Genomic DNA, 17462 nt, shown 5'->3' with positions numbered 1-17462 from the left:
GCGACCTCCAGCATCTCCGCGCGGCCCGGCAGCTTGGTGCGTTCGCGGCCCGCCGCCTCGCCGAGCCCACGCTCGTGGGCGTCGATCTCGAGCCAGGCGTCGCCGTCGACGAGGTCCACGCCGCGGTCGGTGAGCAGGTCGCGCACGGCCTGCGGGTCCGGCTCGGAGGGCTCGGGCAGCGTGCGGGACTCGAGCTCGGTGGCAAGCTGCCCCACGGTCTCCACCGCGCAGGAACGGTTGGTGCCGATCACCCCGGACGGCCCGCGCTTGACCCAGCCCGCGGTGAACAGGCCCGGCAGGTGCTCCCCGCCCGGCGAGTCGAGAATCCGGCCGGAGTCGTTGGGGATGGTCGCCGAATCGTGGTCGAAGGGCACATCCTCCAGGGCGGCCGAGCGGTAGCCGACCGCGCGATAGACCGCCTCGACCTGCAGGTCCTCTGTGCGCCCGCTGCTGCGGACCCGCCCGCCGGCGCCCTCGGGACCGGGGACGGGCTCGGTGACCTCCAGTCGAAGACCGGACACCCGGCCATCGTCACCCAGGATCTCGACGGGGGACCGGCTGAAGCGGAACCGCACCACCCGCTCCCCGGCGGCGAGAGCGGCGGCCTCGGCCTCATCCGCCGAACCGTGCCCGGCCTCACGCTGTGCCTCGGCCCATTTCTCGAGTTGCGTGCACACCTGCCCCACCCGGCGATCACTGTCGCGGAGGGAGCGCGCCTCGTCGTCGTCGTACTCCAGGTCGGCCGGGTCCACCACGATCGTGACGCCCTCCACCTTGGCCATCTCCCGCAGCTCCAGGGGCGTGAACTTGGCGTGCACGGGGCCGCGGCGGCCGATCACCGACACCACCCGGGTCGTGTTGGTGCCGAACCCGGCGCGGACGTGCTCGGGGATGTCGGTGGGCTCCAACTGCTCGGGGCTGCGCACCAGCATGCGTGCCACGTCCAGGGCGACGTTGCCGACGCCCACCACGGCCGCGCGCTCGGCGGTCAGCGCCCACTCGGGGTGCGCATCCGGGTGGCCGTCGTACCAGGTCACGAACTCGGCGGCCCCGTACGACCCCTCGAGGTCCTCGCCCGGGATGCCGAGCCGACGGTCCGCGAGCGCCCCCGTGGAGAAGACGACCGCGTGGTAGAAGCGGTGCACGTCGTCCAGGGTGAGGTCGCGGCCGAACTCGACGTTGCCGAGGAACCGGATGCGCGGGTCGGCGGCGATCCCCTCCAGCGTGCGGGCGATGCCCTTGATGCGGGGGTGGTCGGGGGCCACGCCGTGCCGCAGCAGACCGTAGGGGACCGGGAGCCGGTCGATGAGGTCCACCACGATCCCGCGTCCGGAGGGATCCCGATTGTCACTCCAGTCCAGCAGTGCTTCGCTGGCGTACACCCCCGCCGGCCCGGAGCCCACGACGGCCACACGGAACGGGGTCTTTGTGACGGGCGTCATGTCCGCGATCGTCGCACAGAAAAGCGAGCGGGGTACCTCGACCCCGCCGATCGGTCGTCGGGGGAGCATAATCGACACCCATGAGCGACTACGCCGGGGACCTATCGCCCCGCCAGGCCTGGGATCTGCTCGCCTCCGATCCCGACGCCGTACTGGTGGACGTCCGCACCAGCGCCGAGTGGCAGTGGGTCGGCGGCGCCGATCTGTCGGCGCTGGGCAAGCGCACGCTGGGCATCGAGTGGATGACCTCGGCGGGTCAGCCCAACGAGCGGTTCGTCGAGCACCTCGGTGAGGCCGGTGTCGCCGCGGAGTCGCCGGTGTTGTTCCTGTGCCGCAGCGGTGGCCGGTCGGCCGCCGCCGCGAGCCTGGCCACCGCCGCCGGATACCGCACCGCCTACAACGTGGCCGAGGGCTTCGAGGGCGACCCCGACGACCAGGGCCACCGCGGCACCGTCAACGGGTGGAAGGTCGCGGGCCTGGCCTGGCGCCAGTCCTGACCGGGCCACCCCGACCGGCCCGCCACGCCCGCACATCCCACGCCTCCGGCCGCATCACCCACGCACCACACACAAGAAAGCAGCGATGAGAAACAACGAGCTCCCCGACGGTCTCCACCCCGACACCCTGGGGGTCCGGGCCGGGCAGATGCGCACCGGCTTCGAGGAGACCGCCGAGCCGATGTTCCTCAACTCCGGCTACGTGTACTCCTCGGCGGAGGCGGCCGAGGCCTCGTTCAACGGCGACCTCAAGCGCTTCGTCTACTCCCGGTACGGCAATCCGACGGTCGCGATGTTCCAGGAGCGGCTGCGGCAGATCGAGGGCGCCGAGGCGTGCTTCGCCACCAGCTCCGGCATGTCCGCGGTATTCGTGGCACTGGCCGCGCTGTGCGGGAACGGGTCGCGCCTGGTGGCCTCGCGCGCGCTGTTCGGCTCGTGCTTCGTGATCTGCAACGAGATCCTGCCGCGCTGGGGCGTGGAGACGGTGTTCGTCGACGGCGCCGACCTCGACCAGTGGCGCGAGGCGCTCAGCGAGCCGACCGACGCCGTCTTCTTTGAAACCCCCTCCAACCCCATGCAGGAGCTGGTCGACGTGCGCGCGGTGTGCGACCTCGCGCACGCCGCCGGCGCGCAGGTCGTGGTGGACAACGTCTTCGCCACCGTCCTGCACCAGAAGCCGCTCGAGCTGGGCGCGGACATCGTCGTCTACTCCACCACCAAGCACATCGACGGCCAGGGCCGCGTCCTGGGCGGCGCCGTGCTGGGCACCGAGGAGTACATCTCCGGCCCTGTGCAGAACCTCATGCGCCACGCCGGGTTCGGGATGAGCGCGTTCAACGCGTGGGTCCTGCTCAAGGGCCTGGAGACCATGAGCCTGCGCGTCGAGCGGATGAGTGCCAACGCGCTGGAGGTGGCGCGGTTCCTGGAGTCGCACCCGGCCGTGGAGCGGGTGACATACCCGATGCTCGAGTCGCACCCCCAGTACGAGTTGGCGCGGGCGCAGATGTCGGGCGGCGGGTCGGTGGTGACGTTCGGGTTGAAGTACGACGACGACGAGGGCGGCCGCGGCAAGAAGGAGTGTTTCGCCCTGCTCAACTCGCTCGAGGTCATCGACATCTCCAACAACCTCGGCGACGCCAAGACGCTGGTGACCCATCCCGCGACGACGACGCATGCGTCCATGGAGCCCGAGGCCCGCGCCGCGGTGGGCATCGGCGACAACGTGGTCCGCCTGTCCGTGGGGCTGGAACACGCGGGCGACCTCATAGAGGACCTGCGTCGCGGTCTGGGGTGACGGTCTAGATTGATCGCATGTCTGATCGGGGTGAACATACCCGGGTCCGGGTGGCGGTGCTGCCGGCCGCCCATCCCGCGGTTCGCCGTATCACCGGCCTGGATGGCGCTGAGCACGTAGAGCTGGTGCCCGTCCGGCCCGGGGTGGTGAACGGGCAGACCCCGCCCGAGGCGGTGACTCCCGCGGAGTTCGATCCCGGCCACGTGGCGTCGGGCGAGATTCATCGCGACGGCGACCCGCTGCGCACTGCCGACCTGGCGCACGTGCACTTCGGGTACGACTACCTCGAGCCGGAGAGCGTGGACGGGGTGGTGGAGCACCTGGCGCGGGCCGGGGTGCCGATGGTGCTCACCGTCCACGACATCGTCTACCCGTCCCACGAGGACGAACTCCCGCACCGGGATCACACCGGCACACTGGTCGAGGCTGCCGCTGCCGTGGTCACGCTGACCGAGGTGGCGGCGCACGAACTGTGGGTGCGGTGGGGCGTCGAACCGGTGGTCGTGCCGCACCCGCGGCTGCTGGACGAGGACGAGGTCTCCTCCGCCATCCGCGCCGGCAAGCACCTGCGCGGTCCCGGCGATCCGGTGGTGGTGGGGGTGTTGCTGGAGCGGATGGGCGAGAACATCGACGGCCCGGAGCTGCTGGACCAGCTGGCGCCCGTCGCCCACGGGCGGCGGGGCGCGCACCTGCGGATCGTCGTGGAGGCGCAGGCGTGGCGCGACGCGTGCGGCGAGGACCGCGAGGCCGGCGGGCACCATCTGGTGGCGGAGCTGGCGGCCGAGGGCGGCTGGGAGTCGGTGCGGTTGGTGAGGTACGAGTCGTTGGACCTGGCGCCGTTGCTGCCCGAGTTCGCCGCGCTCGACGTGTGCGTGTTGCCGTACCGGTTCGCCACCCATTCCACCTGGTTGGAATTGTGCCGCGACCTGGGCGTGTCGCCGGTGTTCCCGGCGGTGGGGTGCCTGCGGGAGCAGTGGTTCGACCGTTGCGATCCGGGCGATCACTCCGGGGAGGTCTACGATCCCCGCGATCCGTCCGCGGTGGCGGTGGCGGTCCGGGCGGCGTTGGAGAATCCCCGGGCCGTCCCGCCGCGGGTCGCGGGCGCTGATCCGACGAGCGTCATCGCGGCCTATGCGCGGATCTACGACGAGGCCGCCGGGCGCCGCTGAGCGTCCGGGGTCGGGCCGGCGCGCGGTGGGGTGGTGGCTGCGCTCGGCCGGGCCGGGCTGGGGGCTGCGCCGGGCCGGCTAGGAGTCGGCGTCGCCGCGGGCGATGTCGACCGGCCAGGCCAGCGTGAGCATCGAGTCGGTGGCCGGGGCGGCCGCGTCCATGCTCAGCTCGAGACACACGGTGACCGGGGATCCGGGCGTGGTGCGGGTGGCGCCGGGCAGGACCAGCGGTTCGTCGACCGTCGGCGCGTCGAGTGGCACCGGGCGGTCACTGTCGCCGGCGAGGATGCTGGGCGAGTCGAGATCGAACGCTGGCGCGGCGCATGCTCCGCCGCGGGCCGAGACGGCCCGGACCCGCACGTGGGACGCGGTCTCGGGGTCGCCCTCGATGAGGGCGCCCTCGCCGATGTCGACGTGGGCGTCGGACCGGGAGTCGACAGTGGTGCGCAGTGTGAGGGGTTGGTAGGCGGAGCGGTTGCGCAGGCCGGCCGTGTCCACGCGGACGGGGAAGTGGCCGCCGTAGGAGGAGATGGGCGCGGTCCAGGTCGTACCGAAGTCGGTGGACGCCTGGACGGACCACGCCGAGCTGCGCAGTTCGGACTCGCGGGTCTGCTCTTCGCGGTCCTGGACGATCACCGTCGCGCCGAGTGCGCAGACGGAGGCGGCAGCGAGTGCGACCAGTGTGGTCGCCGCGTGCCGGATGCGCATGACTCCTCCGAGGGGCCGTCTGGTGGAGATCGGTCCAGAGGAGGGGGCTCTGGTGCGGGCGGGGCCGCAGTGATCGCCGTTTCAACTAGTTTATGGTTTGCGGCCGAAGCATCGTTACAGCACCCCTGGGTGTGTCCGATATCACTCTCGCTGTGGCGTGTCGGCCGGCCGTCAGCGGATGTAGACCACGGTGCCGGTCTCCTGGTTGATGGCTGCCCAGCGCCAGCCGTCCGCGTCGGGGTCGTCCGAGGTGAAGGTGGCCCACGTGTCGCCGGGGTCGCCGCCGCCCAGCCAGATCTCGAGCGCCGCAAGCCCCTGCTGGGCGTCGGTGGGGATGGTGTTCCTGACTATCGGGGAACGCGGATGACACTGGCCGTGGCTGTGAGTCTGAATCGGAATGCGGCGTCCTGCTTATCGAGCTCAACGAGTCGCAGGGGTGGCGCTTGTCAACACGTGCACCCCTGCCCGGCCCTGTTGGCATACTCGGCCCCGTGCCCCGCGCGAGCCAGAGGTGAATCTGGTCACATGCCTACCTGCAGGAGAAGCCGATGCCCGAGACCCCGTCCCTGAAGCTCGGTTACAAGGCGTCGGCCGAGCAGTTCGGTCCGCGTGATCTGGTGGAGTTCGCCGTGTTGGCGGAGCGGGCGGGGATGGATTCGGCGACGGTGTCGGATCATTTCCAGCCCTGGCGCCACGACGGTGGTCATGCGCCGTTCTCGTTGGCGTGGATGACGGCGGTGGGGGAGCGCACCGAGCGGCTGCAGTTGGGCACCTCGGTCCTGACGCCGACGTTTCGCTACAACCCGGCCGTGCTCGCCCAGGCGTTCGCCACCATGGCGTGCCTGTACCCGGGCCGCGTCTTCCTGGGTGTGGGCACGGGTGAGGCGCTCAATGAGATCGCCACCGGCCACCAGGGCCAGTGGCCGGAGTTCAAGGAGCGGTTCGCGCGCCTGCGCGAGTCGGTCCGGCTCATGCGCGAGCTGTGGACCGGTGAGACCACGAGCTTCGCCGGCGACTACTACTCGACCAAGGATGCGTTCCTCTACGACGTGCCCGAGGGTGGCGTGCCGGTCTACATCGCGGCCGGTGGCCCGGTGGTGGCCAAGTACGCGGGCCGGGTGGGCGACGGCTTCATCTGCACCTCCGGCAAGGGCATGGAGCTCTACACCGACAAGCTCCTACCCGCGGTAGAGGAGGGCGCCGGGATCAACGAGCGTGACTCTGCGCAGATCGATCGGATGATCGAGATCAAGATCTCCTACGACCCCGACCCGGAGAAGGCGTTGGAGAACTGCCGCTTCTGGGCGCCGCTGTCGTTGACTCCGGAGCAGAAACACTCGGTGGATTCGCCGCGGGAGATGGAGCGCCTGGCCGACGAGCTGCCGATCGAGCAGGTGGCCAAGCGCTGGATCGTCGCCTCGGACCCCGACGAGGCCGTCGAGCAGGTCAAGAAATACGTCGATGCCGGCCTGAACCACCTGGTCTTCCACGCCCCCGGCCACGACCAGAAACGCTTCCTCGACCTGTTCACATCCGACCTCGAACCGCGACTGCGAGCCCTTGCATGAGTAACGAGAACAACCTCCCCGGCCCGGACACGGCCGATCTCTCCGGCCTCGAGGGCATCCTCGGCCACAAGGAATCGGTCCGCGTCCTGCGCTATCCGCACGAGACCGAGCCGGATGAGGAGGGTCAGACCACGGAGTGGCATTGCGACATCGTCGTCGTCGACGACGTTCCCGCGCCCGGCTTCTCCACCTACGCCACCGTGGGCGCCCGCGAGCTCCCCACCAACGTCACCACGCCCGAGGGGCGGCAGATCCGCTCCGAGTTCGTCACCGTCGGCCGCACCGGGCACCGCGCCATGGCCGACGTCCTGGACGCGTGCGCGCTCGCCGTGGCCACCGGTTCCATCCACGTGGCGCCCGGCGCGGTGATCCCCAACGCGGTGGGCCTGGTCGATCCCGGCCGCACGTGCGAGCACCTGGTCCTCACGCCGCCGTTCCTGTGGCCCGACCTGCAGGTGGTCGACGAGACCGGCGGGCCCGACGGCACCGGCCCCCTGCTCACGCGCCTGCAGGCCGTGCCGATCACCACCGCGGAGATGTCCGCGATCGGCCGCGACGGCGCCGACGCCCTGTTCGAGAAGCTCGACACCGCCGACGCCGACGTCACCAACCCGGACCGCCCGAGCGTGGTGTGAGTGGGCCCAGTGTGAGTGGGCCCCGTGTGAGCGCGCCCGCGCCCCGGACGCCCGGCGGCGTGACGCGCGTACTCGCCACCGCGGCCGGGCTGATGCTCGTCGAGGCCACCCCCGACGGCATCGCGCGCCTCGTCCAGGTGGACGCGGACCAGCTCGACGCAGACCAGCTCGACCACAGGGATGCCGCCGCGACCTGGTTCAACGTGAAACATCACGACGACGACGAGGGCCGCGATCCCGAGCCCGGCGCCGCGGCGGAGCACCTCGCCCGCCTGGCGGAACAGGTGGAGGACTACCTGGCCGGGAGGCTCCGCGGGTTCGACGTCCCGCTGGACTGGGCGGCGGCCGGGGTCCACGATGAATTCTCACGTGAGGTCTACCGCGAGATCCAGCACATCCCCTACGGCGAGACCTCCAGCTACGGCCAGGTCAGTATCGACGCCGGCCGGCCACGCAACGCCCGTCGCGTCGGCCGGCTGTGCACGCTGGTGCCGGTGCCGTTCGTCATCCCCGTCCACCGGGTGATCCGCGCCGATGGCGGCATGGGGAACTGCCCCGAGTACCGGCTGCGGCTGCTCGAGCACGAGCGACGCAACATCGCCGCCGAGCGTGCCGGGAAGCCGGGCCCGCTCCCGTTCCGGTAGGCATCGCCGCCGTTCATCCGGACACTGCCGGATCGGTGGGACGGCGGCCACACCGTGGTTAGGGTGGCGGTCAGCGTCGGGGCCGAAGGGTCCGCCGACGCGGACCGCCTGCCGTCGACCACAACCCACGGGGGAAGCCATGACAGCCGGAACCGTCGCCACCACCGCCCGCGCCGAGAGCGTGGTCGAGAAGTTCCAGCAGGTCCGGGGGCTCACCGACCTGCTCGCGTCCCGGCTCAGCCCCGAGGACCAGATCCCCCAGTCGATGACCGCGGCCAGCCCCGCGGCGTGGCACCGGGCACACACCACGTGGTTCTTCGAGGAGTTCGTGCTGGGTCGGCTGCCGGGCTACACCTCGCCGGAGCCGGTGTTCCGCTTCCTGTTCAACTCGTACTACGAGGCGGTCGGCCCACGGCAGCCGCGGCCGCAGCGCGGGCTCATCACCCGCCCGTCGGTGGCGGAGATCGGGGACTTCCGCGCCCGCATCGACGAGGCCGTGGTCGGCGCCCTCAAGGCGGGCCGGGTCGACGAGCGTGGCCTCGAACTGCTGGAGCTGGGTTGCCATCACGAGCAGCAGCACCAGGAGTTGCTGCTCATGGACATCAAGCACCTCTTCTCGCACAACCCGACCGACCCGGTCTACGTCCACAGGTCGACGGACCCGGCAGGAGCGGCGCCGGGGGAGACCGGCTGGCTCGCCGTCGCCGAGGGAGTCGCGCAGGTCGGCGCCCCGGCTCCCGGCGACTCCGACGTCGGGGACGGCTCGGGCGCCACCCCCACCGCCACCGCCCGCCACCGCCACCGGCCCCGCCACCACGTTCTCCTACGACAACGAGCGCCCCCGCCACCGCGTGTGGATCCCCGGGGCCGAGGTCGCCACCCGCCAGGTCACCGTCGGCGAGTGGAAGCAGTTCATGGCCGACGGCGGCTACTCGAGGCCCGACCTGTGGTTGTCCGACGGCTGGGCCGCGGTCCAGGCCGAGGGCTGGGACGCGCCCGGATACTGGCGGCGCGAGGACGACAGCCCGGCCGGCCGCGCCGCCGACACCGCGACCGGCGCCGACACCGCGACCGCCGCCGACGGTGAGTGGACCACCTTCACGCTGAGCGGCCGGCGGCCGGTCGTCGACGCCGAGCCCGTCATTCACGTGTCCTTCTATGAGGCCGACGCCTACGCCCGCTGGGCCGGCGCGCGGCTGCCCACCGAGTTCGAGTGGGAGGTCGCCACCACCGGCTGGGAGATCCGCGACGTGCTCGACCCCGACCGCTGCCACCCGCGGCCCGCCGCGGATCGGACGATCGGCGGCGTCTGGGAATGGACCGCCAGCGCCTACCTGCCGTATCCGGGGTTCGTCACCGAGGACGGCGCGGCCGGCGAGTACAACGGCAAGTTCATGTCCGACCAGCATGTCCTCCGCGGTGGCAGCGCGTTCACGCCTGCCGGCCACACGCGGCACACGTACCGGAACTTCTATCCCGCCGCGTCGAGGTGGGCGGCCGCCGGACTGAGGCTCGCCCGGTGACCGGCGCGCGCGAGGTGGCCGCCCAGCGCGGCGCCGCCGGACCCGACGACCCCGGTGCAACAACAGCAACGACAACGACGACGACAACGACGACGACAACGACGACGACGAGCACCGCCGATCCCGACACCGCCGCGCTCGAATCGGATCTGCGCGCCGGGTTCTTCGACGACCCGCCGACCGTGCCGCCCCGCTGGTTCTACGACGAGAAGGGCAGCCTGCTCTTCGACCGGATCACCCGGCTCGCGGAGTACTACCCCACCCGCGCGGAGGCGGAAATCCTGCGGTCGCGGGCCGTCGACATCGTCGGCGATGCCGACACACTCGTCGAGCTCGGGGCCGGGACCTGCGAGAAGACGCGGGTCCTGCTCGACGTCCTCGCCTCCCGCCCGACCGGCGCCACTGATCCAGCCGGACCACTGTTCGTTCCGGTCGACATCAGTACCGAGATGCTCTTCGGTTCCGCCCGGGCGCTCACGGCCGAGTACCCCGGACTGCGTGTCGTCCCGGTCGTCGGTGACCTCACCGCCCTCGACGGCCCCCTACCGGGCGAGCCGGGCGGGCGGTTGGTGCTCTTCCTCGGCGGCACGATCGGCAATTTCAGCGAGGCCCAGCGAGCAGAGTTCCTCGCGATGCTGCGCGGCGTCATGGACCCGGGCGACCGGTTGGCGCTCGGCTTCGACCTCGTCAAGAGCCCCGAGCGGCTGGTCGCGGCCTACGACGACGCAGACGGCGTCACCGCCGAATTCAACCTCAACATGCTCGACGTGATCGCCCGGACCGTCGAGTGCACCGGGCTGGACAGGCGCGATTTCCGCCACGAGGCCGTGTGGAACGCCGCCGAGAGCAGGATCGAGATGTGGTTGCGGGCGGTCCGCGACGTGCACGTCGACTTCCCGACGCTGGGGCGCTCGCGAACCCTCGCCGCGGGGGAGGGCATCCGCACCGAGATCGCTCGGAAGTTCGAGCCGGACGCACTCGCCGACGACCTCGCCGGCCACGGGTTCGTCGGCCCGACCGTGTGGACCGACGACGCCGGGGACTTCGGGCTGGTCCTCGTCGTCGTCGACTAGGGGTACACCGTGACCCCGCGGGGCGCCCCGGATCTCGCCGATCGGGCCCGCGGCCTCCTCGGGGAGGCCCGCGCGGCCGGGGCCGCCGTCGACTCGGCGGCGGCTGAACTGTTCCGGCTGGGCGGGGAGGTCGCGCGCGCCGGCACCAGGGCCGAGGCCGCCCGGAGCGGGGCGCACGTCGCGGCCGAGCGGGACCTGGTGAGCGGATTGCTCGACGAGCTGGACGTGATCGCCCGGGTAGCGGATCGGCTCGCCGCCGAGCTCGACCGGGCCGACGGCGGCGGCGGGCGAGGCGCCGCCGACGGCGGGGCCGGGCCGCGGGCGACCCTCGTCTCCGTTCGGCGGGTCATCGAGGCGGCGGACAGTCGGGGCCGCGAAGGTATGTGGTTGGGAGAGCTGGCGACGGACCGCGTTCGGGATTTCGCCGAGTTCGAACTGCTGTACTCGCGCGCGTCGCAGCACCTCGACCGCCGCCGGTGGGACGCCGCCGACGCCGTCCTGCCCCGGCTCGTCGCACTGGATCGCGCGCTGGTGAGCACGGAGATCGGCGCGATGCTCGACGAGCTCAAGTTCCGCCTCATGACTTCGCGGGGATGACGCGGGCCGACCTACGACGACGCGCTTCCGGACCGGTTCGTGTCGTACCTGTGTTCTATGCTTCGGCGTATGGAACAGGGAGTATGGGATGCGGAGGGGCGGGGCGGTGAGCGGGACGAACCGGCCCCGCTGACCGACGTTCTCGCGTTCCTGGAAGCGTCGGTGGAGACGCTGTGCGCGGTCGACTGGGCCGAGCACGACGCGGATGCGCTCGCCCACGCGGTGGGTCGCGTGGAGGTCGTGGCCCGGCGGTTGGACGCCAGTGGCTCCCGTGCCACTGCCGAGTTGGCCGCGCTGCACCGTCAGAAGGGACGCACCGCCGGTGGCGTCGCCGCGCTCCTCGCCGAGAAGCTGGGACTGGCGAAGGGCACGGTGCACGGTCGGATCGACGCCGGAGGACGTCAGGCCACCCCGGCCGGGCGGGCGGCCGCGAACGGGGAGATCACCGGCGAGCACGAGCGGATCATCGCCCGAGCCGTCTCCGGTCTGCCCGGAACGATGGGCGGCGACGCCAAGTCGGGGTTCGCCGAGGAGCTCACGGACTTCGCCCGCACGGCGGCGCCCGCCGACCTGCGGGCCGAGGCCGCGCGCCGGATCGCCGCCCTGTGCCCGGACCGCGGACGGGGCCGCGAGGAGCACCAGGAGCGTCAGCGCTCGGCGCGGCTCGGCGCGGTCCGGTCCGACGGCACCAGCACCCTGACGATGACCCTGACGCCCCGCGGCCGCGCCCTGGTCGAGAGGGCACTGTGCGACTTCGGCGGGCCCGGCGGCGCCGTGGAGTGTGAACCCGGGTCCGACGAGCGTGCCCCCGAACAGCGCGCCCACGACGCCCTGGTTCACCAGTGGGCCCTCGGCTCGACCGTCGACCCCGCCCGCCCCAAGGGCATCGCGACCATCGTCGTGCGGGTGACACCGGAGCAGCTCGAGGACCCCACGACGCTCGTGCAGACCGACGCCGGCACCCAGCTCAGCGTGCGGCAGGCGGTCTCCATGGCCGGAACGATGCCGTGGTTCGTCTCCCTGCTGCGCGACGGCCGGGAGGAGCTGCACCGGATCGACGTGGACGCCCACCCCGATCGGCGCCTGGCGTCGTCGATCCAGCGGTTGGTCCTCTACGCCTCCCACGGAGGGTGCACCTTCCCCGGGTGCACCGCCCCGGCCAGGCGAAGTCAGTTCCACCACGTGAGGGAATGGTCCAGGGGCGGGCCGACGACGGTCGCCAACGGGGCACTCGGCTGTCCCGTCCACCACGGGTTCGTCGGCGACGGCCCCGGAGGGTGGACAACCGTGGTGAACCCCGCCTCGCCCGGCCTGTGCACGTGGCTGCCTCCCGGCGTCGACAGGCTCACCGATGTGTGACGACCCGCCCCGGACCGGGGTGGGGGATCGGGCCGTCGGGTGTGTACAAGGTGTGCTGCGCCGCCGGCGCTGTCACAATGCCCCCGTGCCCGAATCCCTTCCTTGCGAGTCCGTAGCGTCCGACACCCTCGCGTCCGAACCCCGCGCCTCGGGGTCAGGCGATCCCACCGGGGCCGAGTTGTCCGACTCCGACGTCGCCGCACTCTCGATCCCGTCCCAGTCGGACGGTGCGCCGCTCTCCTCGTCCGCGGTCTACGTCGTGGCCCCCGAGGGCGACACGGGCAAGTCGACCGTCGCGTTGGGACTGCTGCGCATCCTGGCCGGGACCGTCCAGCGGGTCGGGGTGTTCCGCCCCGTCACGGTCGCGCCCCGCCCCGCCGGTCCCGGCGTCGAGGACGAGGAACCGGTACGCGACCGCATCGTGGAGATGCTGCTGCAGCACACCACCGTGGACCTCGACTACGAGGACTGCATCGGCGTGACCAACATGCGCGTGCACTCCGACCGCGACGCCGCCCTGAGCGAGATCGTGCACCGATATGAGGCGGTGGCCCGGCAGTGCGATGTCGTGGTGATCGTCGGCACCGACTACACCGGGGTGCCCAGCCCCACCGAGTTCGACTTCAACGCCACGATCGCCGTGAACCTCGGCGCCCCCGTCTTGCTGGTGCTCCGCGGATCCGACCGCACCCCGGCCGAGATCGGCACCAACGCCCGGCTCACCCTCGAGGAGCTGCGTGTCGAGCACGCCCACCCCGTGGGAGTCGTCGTGAACCGGTGCGATCCCGGCGCGCTGGAGGAGATCCGGGCCGAGCTCGGTTCGCTGGACGTACCGGCCTGGACGCTGCCCTCCCAGTCGCTGCTCACCGCGCCCACGATGGGCGAGCTCATGGAGGCGGTCGACGGCGAGCTCTACTCCGGCGACCCGGCCCTGCTCGACCGCGAGGCGATGGCCGTGATGGTCGGCGGCATGACCGGCGACCGGATCCTGGAGCGACTGGTCGACGGGATGGTCGTCATCGTCCCCGCCGACCGCACCGACGCGGTCCTGGCGATCCTCGCCGCACACGCCGCCGAGGGCTTCCCCTCGCTGGCCGGGATGATCTGGAACGGTGGGGTCAGGCCGAACGCGGCGTTGGACAAGCTCGTCCGCGGGATGCGCTCCACCCTCCCCATCATCTGCACGGGTCATGGCACCTACGACACCGCCCGTCTGGCCGCCGAGACCCGCGGGCGCGTCTTCTCGGGCTCGGGGCGCAAGGTGGAGACCGCGCTCAGCCTGATGGAGAAGCACGTCGACACCGAGGAACTGCTCGCGCCGCTGCGGGTCGACGCGCCCGACGTGATGACGCCGCAGATGTTCGAGCACCAGCTCCTCGAGCGTGCCCGCGCCGACAAGCGCCACATCGTGCTCCCCGAGGGCGACGACGACCGCATCCTGCACGCCGCCGGCCGACTCCTGCGGCGCGACGTGGCCGACCTGACGATCCTCGGTGACCCCGAGGCGATCCGTCGGCGTGCCGACGAGCTGGGCATCGACCTGAGCGGCGCGACACTGCTGGACCCGCGGACGAGCGAGCACGCCGATCGGTTCGCCGATGAGTATGTCGAGCTGCGCAAGCACAAGGGCATGACCCCGGACGTGGCCCGTGACCGCATCCTCGACATCTCCTACTTCGCCACGATGATGGTGCACACCGGGCTCGCCGACGGCATGGTCTCCGGCGCAGCCCACACCACCGCGCACACCATCCGCCCCGCCCTGGAGATCATCCGGACCCGCCCCGGCGTGAAGACGGTCTCGAGCGTGTTCCTCATGTGCCTGGCCGACCACGTACTGGCGTTCGGGGACTGCGCGGTGGTGCCCGACCCCACCGCCCAGCAGCTCGCCGACATCGCGGTGTCGTCCGCCGAGACCGCCTCGCGGTTCGGGATCGACCCGCGTGTGGCACTGCTCTCCTACTCCACCGGGGACTCCGGCAGTGGGGCCGACGTCGACAAGGTGCGCGAGGCGACCGCACTCGTGCGGTCGCGGATCGCCGAGGCGACCGAGGGTGATCCGGCTGCCGGCCTCGTCGTGGACGGGCCCCTGCAGTTCGACGCCGCCGTCGACCCCACCGTCGCGACCAAGAAGATGCCCGACTCCCCGGTCGCCGGCCGGGCCACCGTCCTGGTGTTCCCCGACCTCAACACGGGCAACAACACCTACAAGGCCGTACAGCGGACCGCGGGCGCGGTCGCGATCGGCCCGGTCCTCCAGGGGCTGCGCAAGCCGATCAACGACCTGTCCCGCGGTGCGCTCGTGGAGGACATCGTCAACACGGTCGCCATCACCGCAGTCCAGGCGCAGGGCGTCGGAGACCTCCAGGGAAGCGACTCATGACCCGCGTGCTCGTCATCAACTCCGGCTCCTCCTCCCTGAAGCTGCAGATCCTCGACACCGCCGTCGAGGGTGAGTTGGCCTGGGCGCTGGTCGAGCGGATCGGTGAGCCCGTGGGCACGCTGACCGTTCGCCGCAGCGACCTGGCCGGTGCCGGTGCGGAAGAACGCACCGCGGAGGCGGAGTTCCCGGACCACACCGCCGCGCTCGGTCACGTACTGGAGTTGGCGAAGGAGCTGCACGTCCATCCCACCGACCTGGGGGTCGAGGCGATCGGCCACCGTGTGGTCCACGGCGGGCCGGCCTTCCACGAGCCGGTCGAGGTGACGCCGGAGGTGGAGGCCGACATCGAGAAGCTCGAGGTGCTCGCCCCTCTGCACAACCCGGCCAACCTGCGTGGCATCCGGGTGGCCCGCGACCTGCTGCCGGGGCTGCCGCACGTGGCCGTGTTCGACACCGGGTTCTTCCACACCCTGCCCGCCGCCGCCCACACCTATGCCATCGATCGCGAGACGGCACGCGAGTGGGACCTGCGCAGGTACGGCTTCCACGGCACGAGCCACGAGTTCGTCTCCCGCCGCACCGCCGACGTCCTGGGCCGCCCCTACGGCGAGCTCAACCAGATCGTCCTGCACCTGGGCAACGGGGCGTCGGCGTCCGCGATCGAAGGTGGCCGCGCCATGGACACGTCCATGGGTCTGACGCCCCTCGAGGGACTGGTCATGGGTACACGCCCCGGAGACCTCGACCCCGGCCTGATCATCCACCTCATCCGTGACCGCGGCATGTCGCCCGAGGACGTCTCCACTCTGCTCAACCGCCGGTCGGGGCTGGAGGGGTTGTCGGGGGCGCGCGACTTCCGCGAACTCCTGACAAGGGTCGACGACGGTGACGAGGACGCCATGCTGGCCTACGACGTGGTGATCCATCGCCTACGTCGCTACATCGGCGGCTACTGGGCGGTCCTCGGCGACGTGGACGCGATCACGTTCACGGCAGGGGTGGGGGAGAACGTCGCGCGCCTGCGGGCCGACGCGCTGGCCACCATGCGCGGCTGGGGTGTGGAGATCGACACCGAGGCCAACGAGAACGGCACCGGCGAGCGGGTCATCTCCACCCCCGACAGTCGCGTGACGGTGCTCGTGGTGCCCACCGACGAGGAACTGGCGATCGCGAGGGCGTGCGACGAGGTGCTGGGCCTGGGAGGATAACCCCGTCCACATTTGCTAAGAACTACTTTAGTTATAGAGTGCGGGGTGATCCCCGGCATCCGAGTCCGGGCTGGACGAAGTCGGACGATGCCCCACGCCTCACCCTCCTCCCCGGACGCCCGGCCCGAGCACGGGCTGCGTCCCGGCCCGACGCAGGGTTCGCCCGGGAAGCGTGGGATCGTGCCACTCATCCTGGCTGCGGTCGTCACCCTGGTCCTGGGTGGGGCGTCCATGGCTCAGGCGGTGACGGTGCCTGCCCTCGATGCCCACACCGATCTGGAGTTCTCCCTGGACGGTTCCACCTGGACGGACGCCCCGGATCTCGCTCTCGGTTCGTGGGGCTGCGACCCGGCCGGTGGGCCCTCGCTCGCCGCTCCGACCGCAGTCCCCGCTCCGCCCGGGGCGAGCGGCGGCATCCCCGAAGTGGACCCGTGCGCGATGCTCCCCGGCGAATCCGTCGACCGCACCTACCACGTCCGCAATGCGGCCGACTCCGGCCGCACCGGCCGGTACGCGGTGGGGGTCGGTGACTTCGTGGTGTCGGAGGGCGCCGAGTTCGCGGTGCGGTCGAGCATCACCGGCGCGACGGCCGCCGACTCGGGGACCGTGATGCTGTACGGCGCGGGTACCGGGCAGGCCGGGGGCTCTCCGGCCCGCGGCGCCACGGTAGCCGCCCTCGAACTGGGGCCGGGGGAGTCGGCGCGAGTGGTGGACGAGGTCTCCGTTCCGCTCGACGTCCCCAACAGTGCGCAGCGGCAGAGTGTCAGTCCGAGGATGTGGGTGTCGTTCTCCGACGTCGACGGCCTCGACCGCGACGGCGACGGACTGCCCGACACCACCGAGGACCTGATCGGCACCGATCCGTCCGACCCGCTCAACCGGCTGCCCGACGTGACCGCGGGGCACGAGTACGGGCCCCGGCCGATTCTCCCGACCCGGCCCGAGGGCACCGTGCTCAACGTGGTCACCGACACGCTGCCGCCCGGCATGCGACTCGAGGACGGGGCCCTGACCGGTACTCCCACCCGCGCCGGCACCTATGACATCGCGTTCTCGGTCACCATGCCCGGAGAGGCCACCTACACCTCTGTGCGGCGCGTGGTGGTCCACCCCGCCGCCGGCGGCGGTTCGGCGGACCTGCCGGACGTCGTCTGGCCGGTCATCGTCGGGGGCGTCATCGGTGTGGTGATCGGTGTCTTCGGCCCCGCCCTGGGTTCCCTCGCCGGTTCGCTCGGCGGGTCGTCCGACTCGTCCGGTTCATCCGGTTCCGGTGGTTCGCGTGGTTCCGGTGGTCCCGGTGGTCCCGGTGGTCCCGGTGGCCCCGCCGGTTCGGACTCGCTGGCGGGCACCACCGCCCCCACC

Annotated in this window: 14 protein-coding genes and 1 pseudogene; 13 read left to right on the top strand and 2 right to left on the bottom strand. The window is 71.7% G+C overall.

The window, feature by feature from the left end:
* On the bottom strand, window positions 1-1442 hold a 1442-nt coding region (locus J1M64_RS03675; protein WP_206472857.1), incomplete at its 3' end, for an FAD-dependent oxidoreductase.
* An 80-nt stretch (window positions 1443-1522) separates the two neighbouring features.
* On the opposite strand from J1M64_RS03675, the gene J1M64_RS03670 reads away from it, so the two are divergent.
* Genes J1M64_RS03670 through J1M64_RS03660 form a run of 3 tightly spaced genes read left to right on the top strand, consistent with a single transcriptional unit; the run spans window position 1523 to window position 4402 of the window.
* Window positions 1523-1939 (top strand): rhodanese-like domain-containing protein, encoded by a 417-nt coding sequence (locus J1M64_RS03670; RefSeq protein WP_206472855.1) that lies wholly within the window; start codon window positions 1523-1525, stop codon window positions 1937-1939.
* A gap of 34 nt (window positions 1940-1973) precedes the next feature.
* On the top strand, window positions 1974-3233 hold the full coding sequence (locus J1M64_RS03665; protein ID WP_307872373.1) for an O-succinylhomoserine sulfhydrylase: 1260 nt from the start codon (window positions 1974-1976) through the stop codon (window positions 3231-3233).
* Window positions 3234-3250: 17 nt separating this feature from the next.
* Window positions 3251-4402 (top strand): hypothetical protein, encoded by a 1152-nt coding sequence (locus tag J1M64_RS03660; protein ID WP_241261065.1) that lies wholly within the window; start codon window positions 3251-3253, stop codon window positions 4400-4402.
* Between the two features lie 78 nt (window positions 4403-4480).
* Here J1M64_RS03660 and J1M64_RS03655 read toward each other — a convergent pair whose 3' ends face one another.
* Window positions 4481-5110: a hypothetical protein gene (locus tag J1M64_RS03655; protein ID WP_206472851.1), complete on the bottom strand. Its 630-nt coding sequence runs from the start codon at window positions 5108-5110 to the stop codon at window positions 4481-4483.
* Between the two features lie 548 nt (window positions 5111-5658).
* Here J1M64_RS03655 and fgd point away from each other — a divergent pair.
* From fgd to J1M64_RS03605, 10 genes and pseudogenes are all read left to right on the top strand, one after another.
* The gene (fgd, locus tag J1M64_RS03650; protein WP_206472849.1) at window positions 5659-6678 is read left to right on the top strand and encodes a glucose-6-phosphate dehydrogenase (coenzyme-F420); all 1020 of its coding nucleotides are present in this window, start codon (window positions 5659-5661) and stop codon (window positions 6676-6678) included.
* Window positions 6675-7313: a suppressor of fused domain protein gene (locus J1M64_RS03645; RefSeq protein ID WP_206472847.1), complete on the top strand. Its 639-nt coding sequence runs from the start codon at window positions 6675-6677 to the stop codon at window positions 7311-7313. Before fgd ends, J1M64_RS03645 begins: the two co-directional genes overlap by 4 nt.
* A 59-nt stretch (window positions 7314-7372) precedes the next feature.
* Window positions 7373-7957, top strand: a complete 585-nt coding sequence (locus J1M64_RS03640; RefSeq protein ID WP_307872354.1) for a methylated-DNA--[protein]-cysteine S-methyltransferase — start codon at window positions 7373-7375, stop codon at window positions 7955-7957.
* A 139-nt stretch (window positions 7958-8096) separates the two neighbouring features.
* A pseudogene (locus J1M64_RS03635) lies at window positions 8097-9480 on the top strand (ergothioneine biosynthesis protein EgtB).
* Window positions 9477-10553 carry an L-histidine N(alpha)-methyltransferase gene (gene egtD, locus J1M64_RS03630; RefSeq protein WP_307872353.1) on the top strand — a complete coding sequence of 359 codons (1077 nt, stop codon included), beginning with the start codon at window positions 9477-9479 and terminating at the stop codon, window positions 10551-10553. Before J1M64_RS03635 ends, egtD begins: the two are co-directional and overlap by 4 nt.
* Window positions 10554-10562: 9 nt before the next feature.
* Complete coding sequence (locus tag J1M64_RS03625) at window positions 10563-11150, top strand: hypothetical protein (protein WP_206472843.1); 588 nt, start codon at window positions 10563-10565, stop codon at window positions 11148-11150.
* Window positions 11151-11219: 69 nt separating this feature from the next.
* Window positions 11220-12509 carry an HNH endonuclease signature motif containing protein gene (locus J1M64_RS03620; RefSeq protein WP_206472841.1) on the top strand — a complete coding sequence of 430 codons (1290 nt, stop codon included), beginning with the start codon at window positions 11220-11222 and terminating at the stop codon, window positions 12507-12509.
* A gap of 85 nt (window positions 12510-12594) precedes the next feature.
* The gene (gene pta / locus J1M64_RS03615) at window positions 12595-14892 is read left to right on the top strand and encodes a phosphate acetyltransferase (protein ID WP_374220838.1); all 2298 of its coding nucleotides are present in this window, start codon (window positions 12595-12597) and stop codon (window positions 14890-14892) included.
* Window positions 14889-16100, top strand: coding sequence for an acetate/propionate family kinase (locus J1M64_RS03610; RefSeq protein WP_206472834.1), 1212 nt, complete (start codon window positions 14889-14891; stop codon window positions 16098-16100). Before pta ends, J1M64_RS03610 begins: the two co-directional genes overlap by 4 nt.
* Window positions 16101-16280: 180 nt before the next feature.
* A partial coding sequence (locus J1M64_RS03605; RefSeq protein WP_206472833.1) for a thrombospondin type 3 repeat-containing protein occupies window positions 16281-17462 on the top strand: 1182 nt, incomplete at its 3' end.

Source organism: Dietzia sp. KRD202, assembly GCF_017168155.1.
Classification (GTDB): Bacteria; Actinomycetota; Actinomycetes; order Mycobacteriales; family Mycobacteriaceae; genus Dietzia; species Dietzia kunjamensis.
This window is presented reverse-complemented; position numbering and strand designations above follow the sequence as displayed.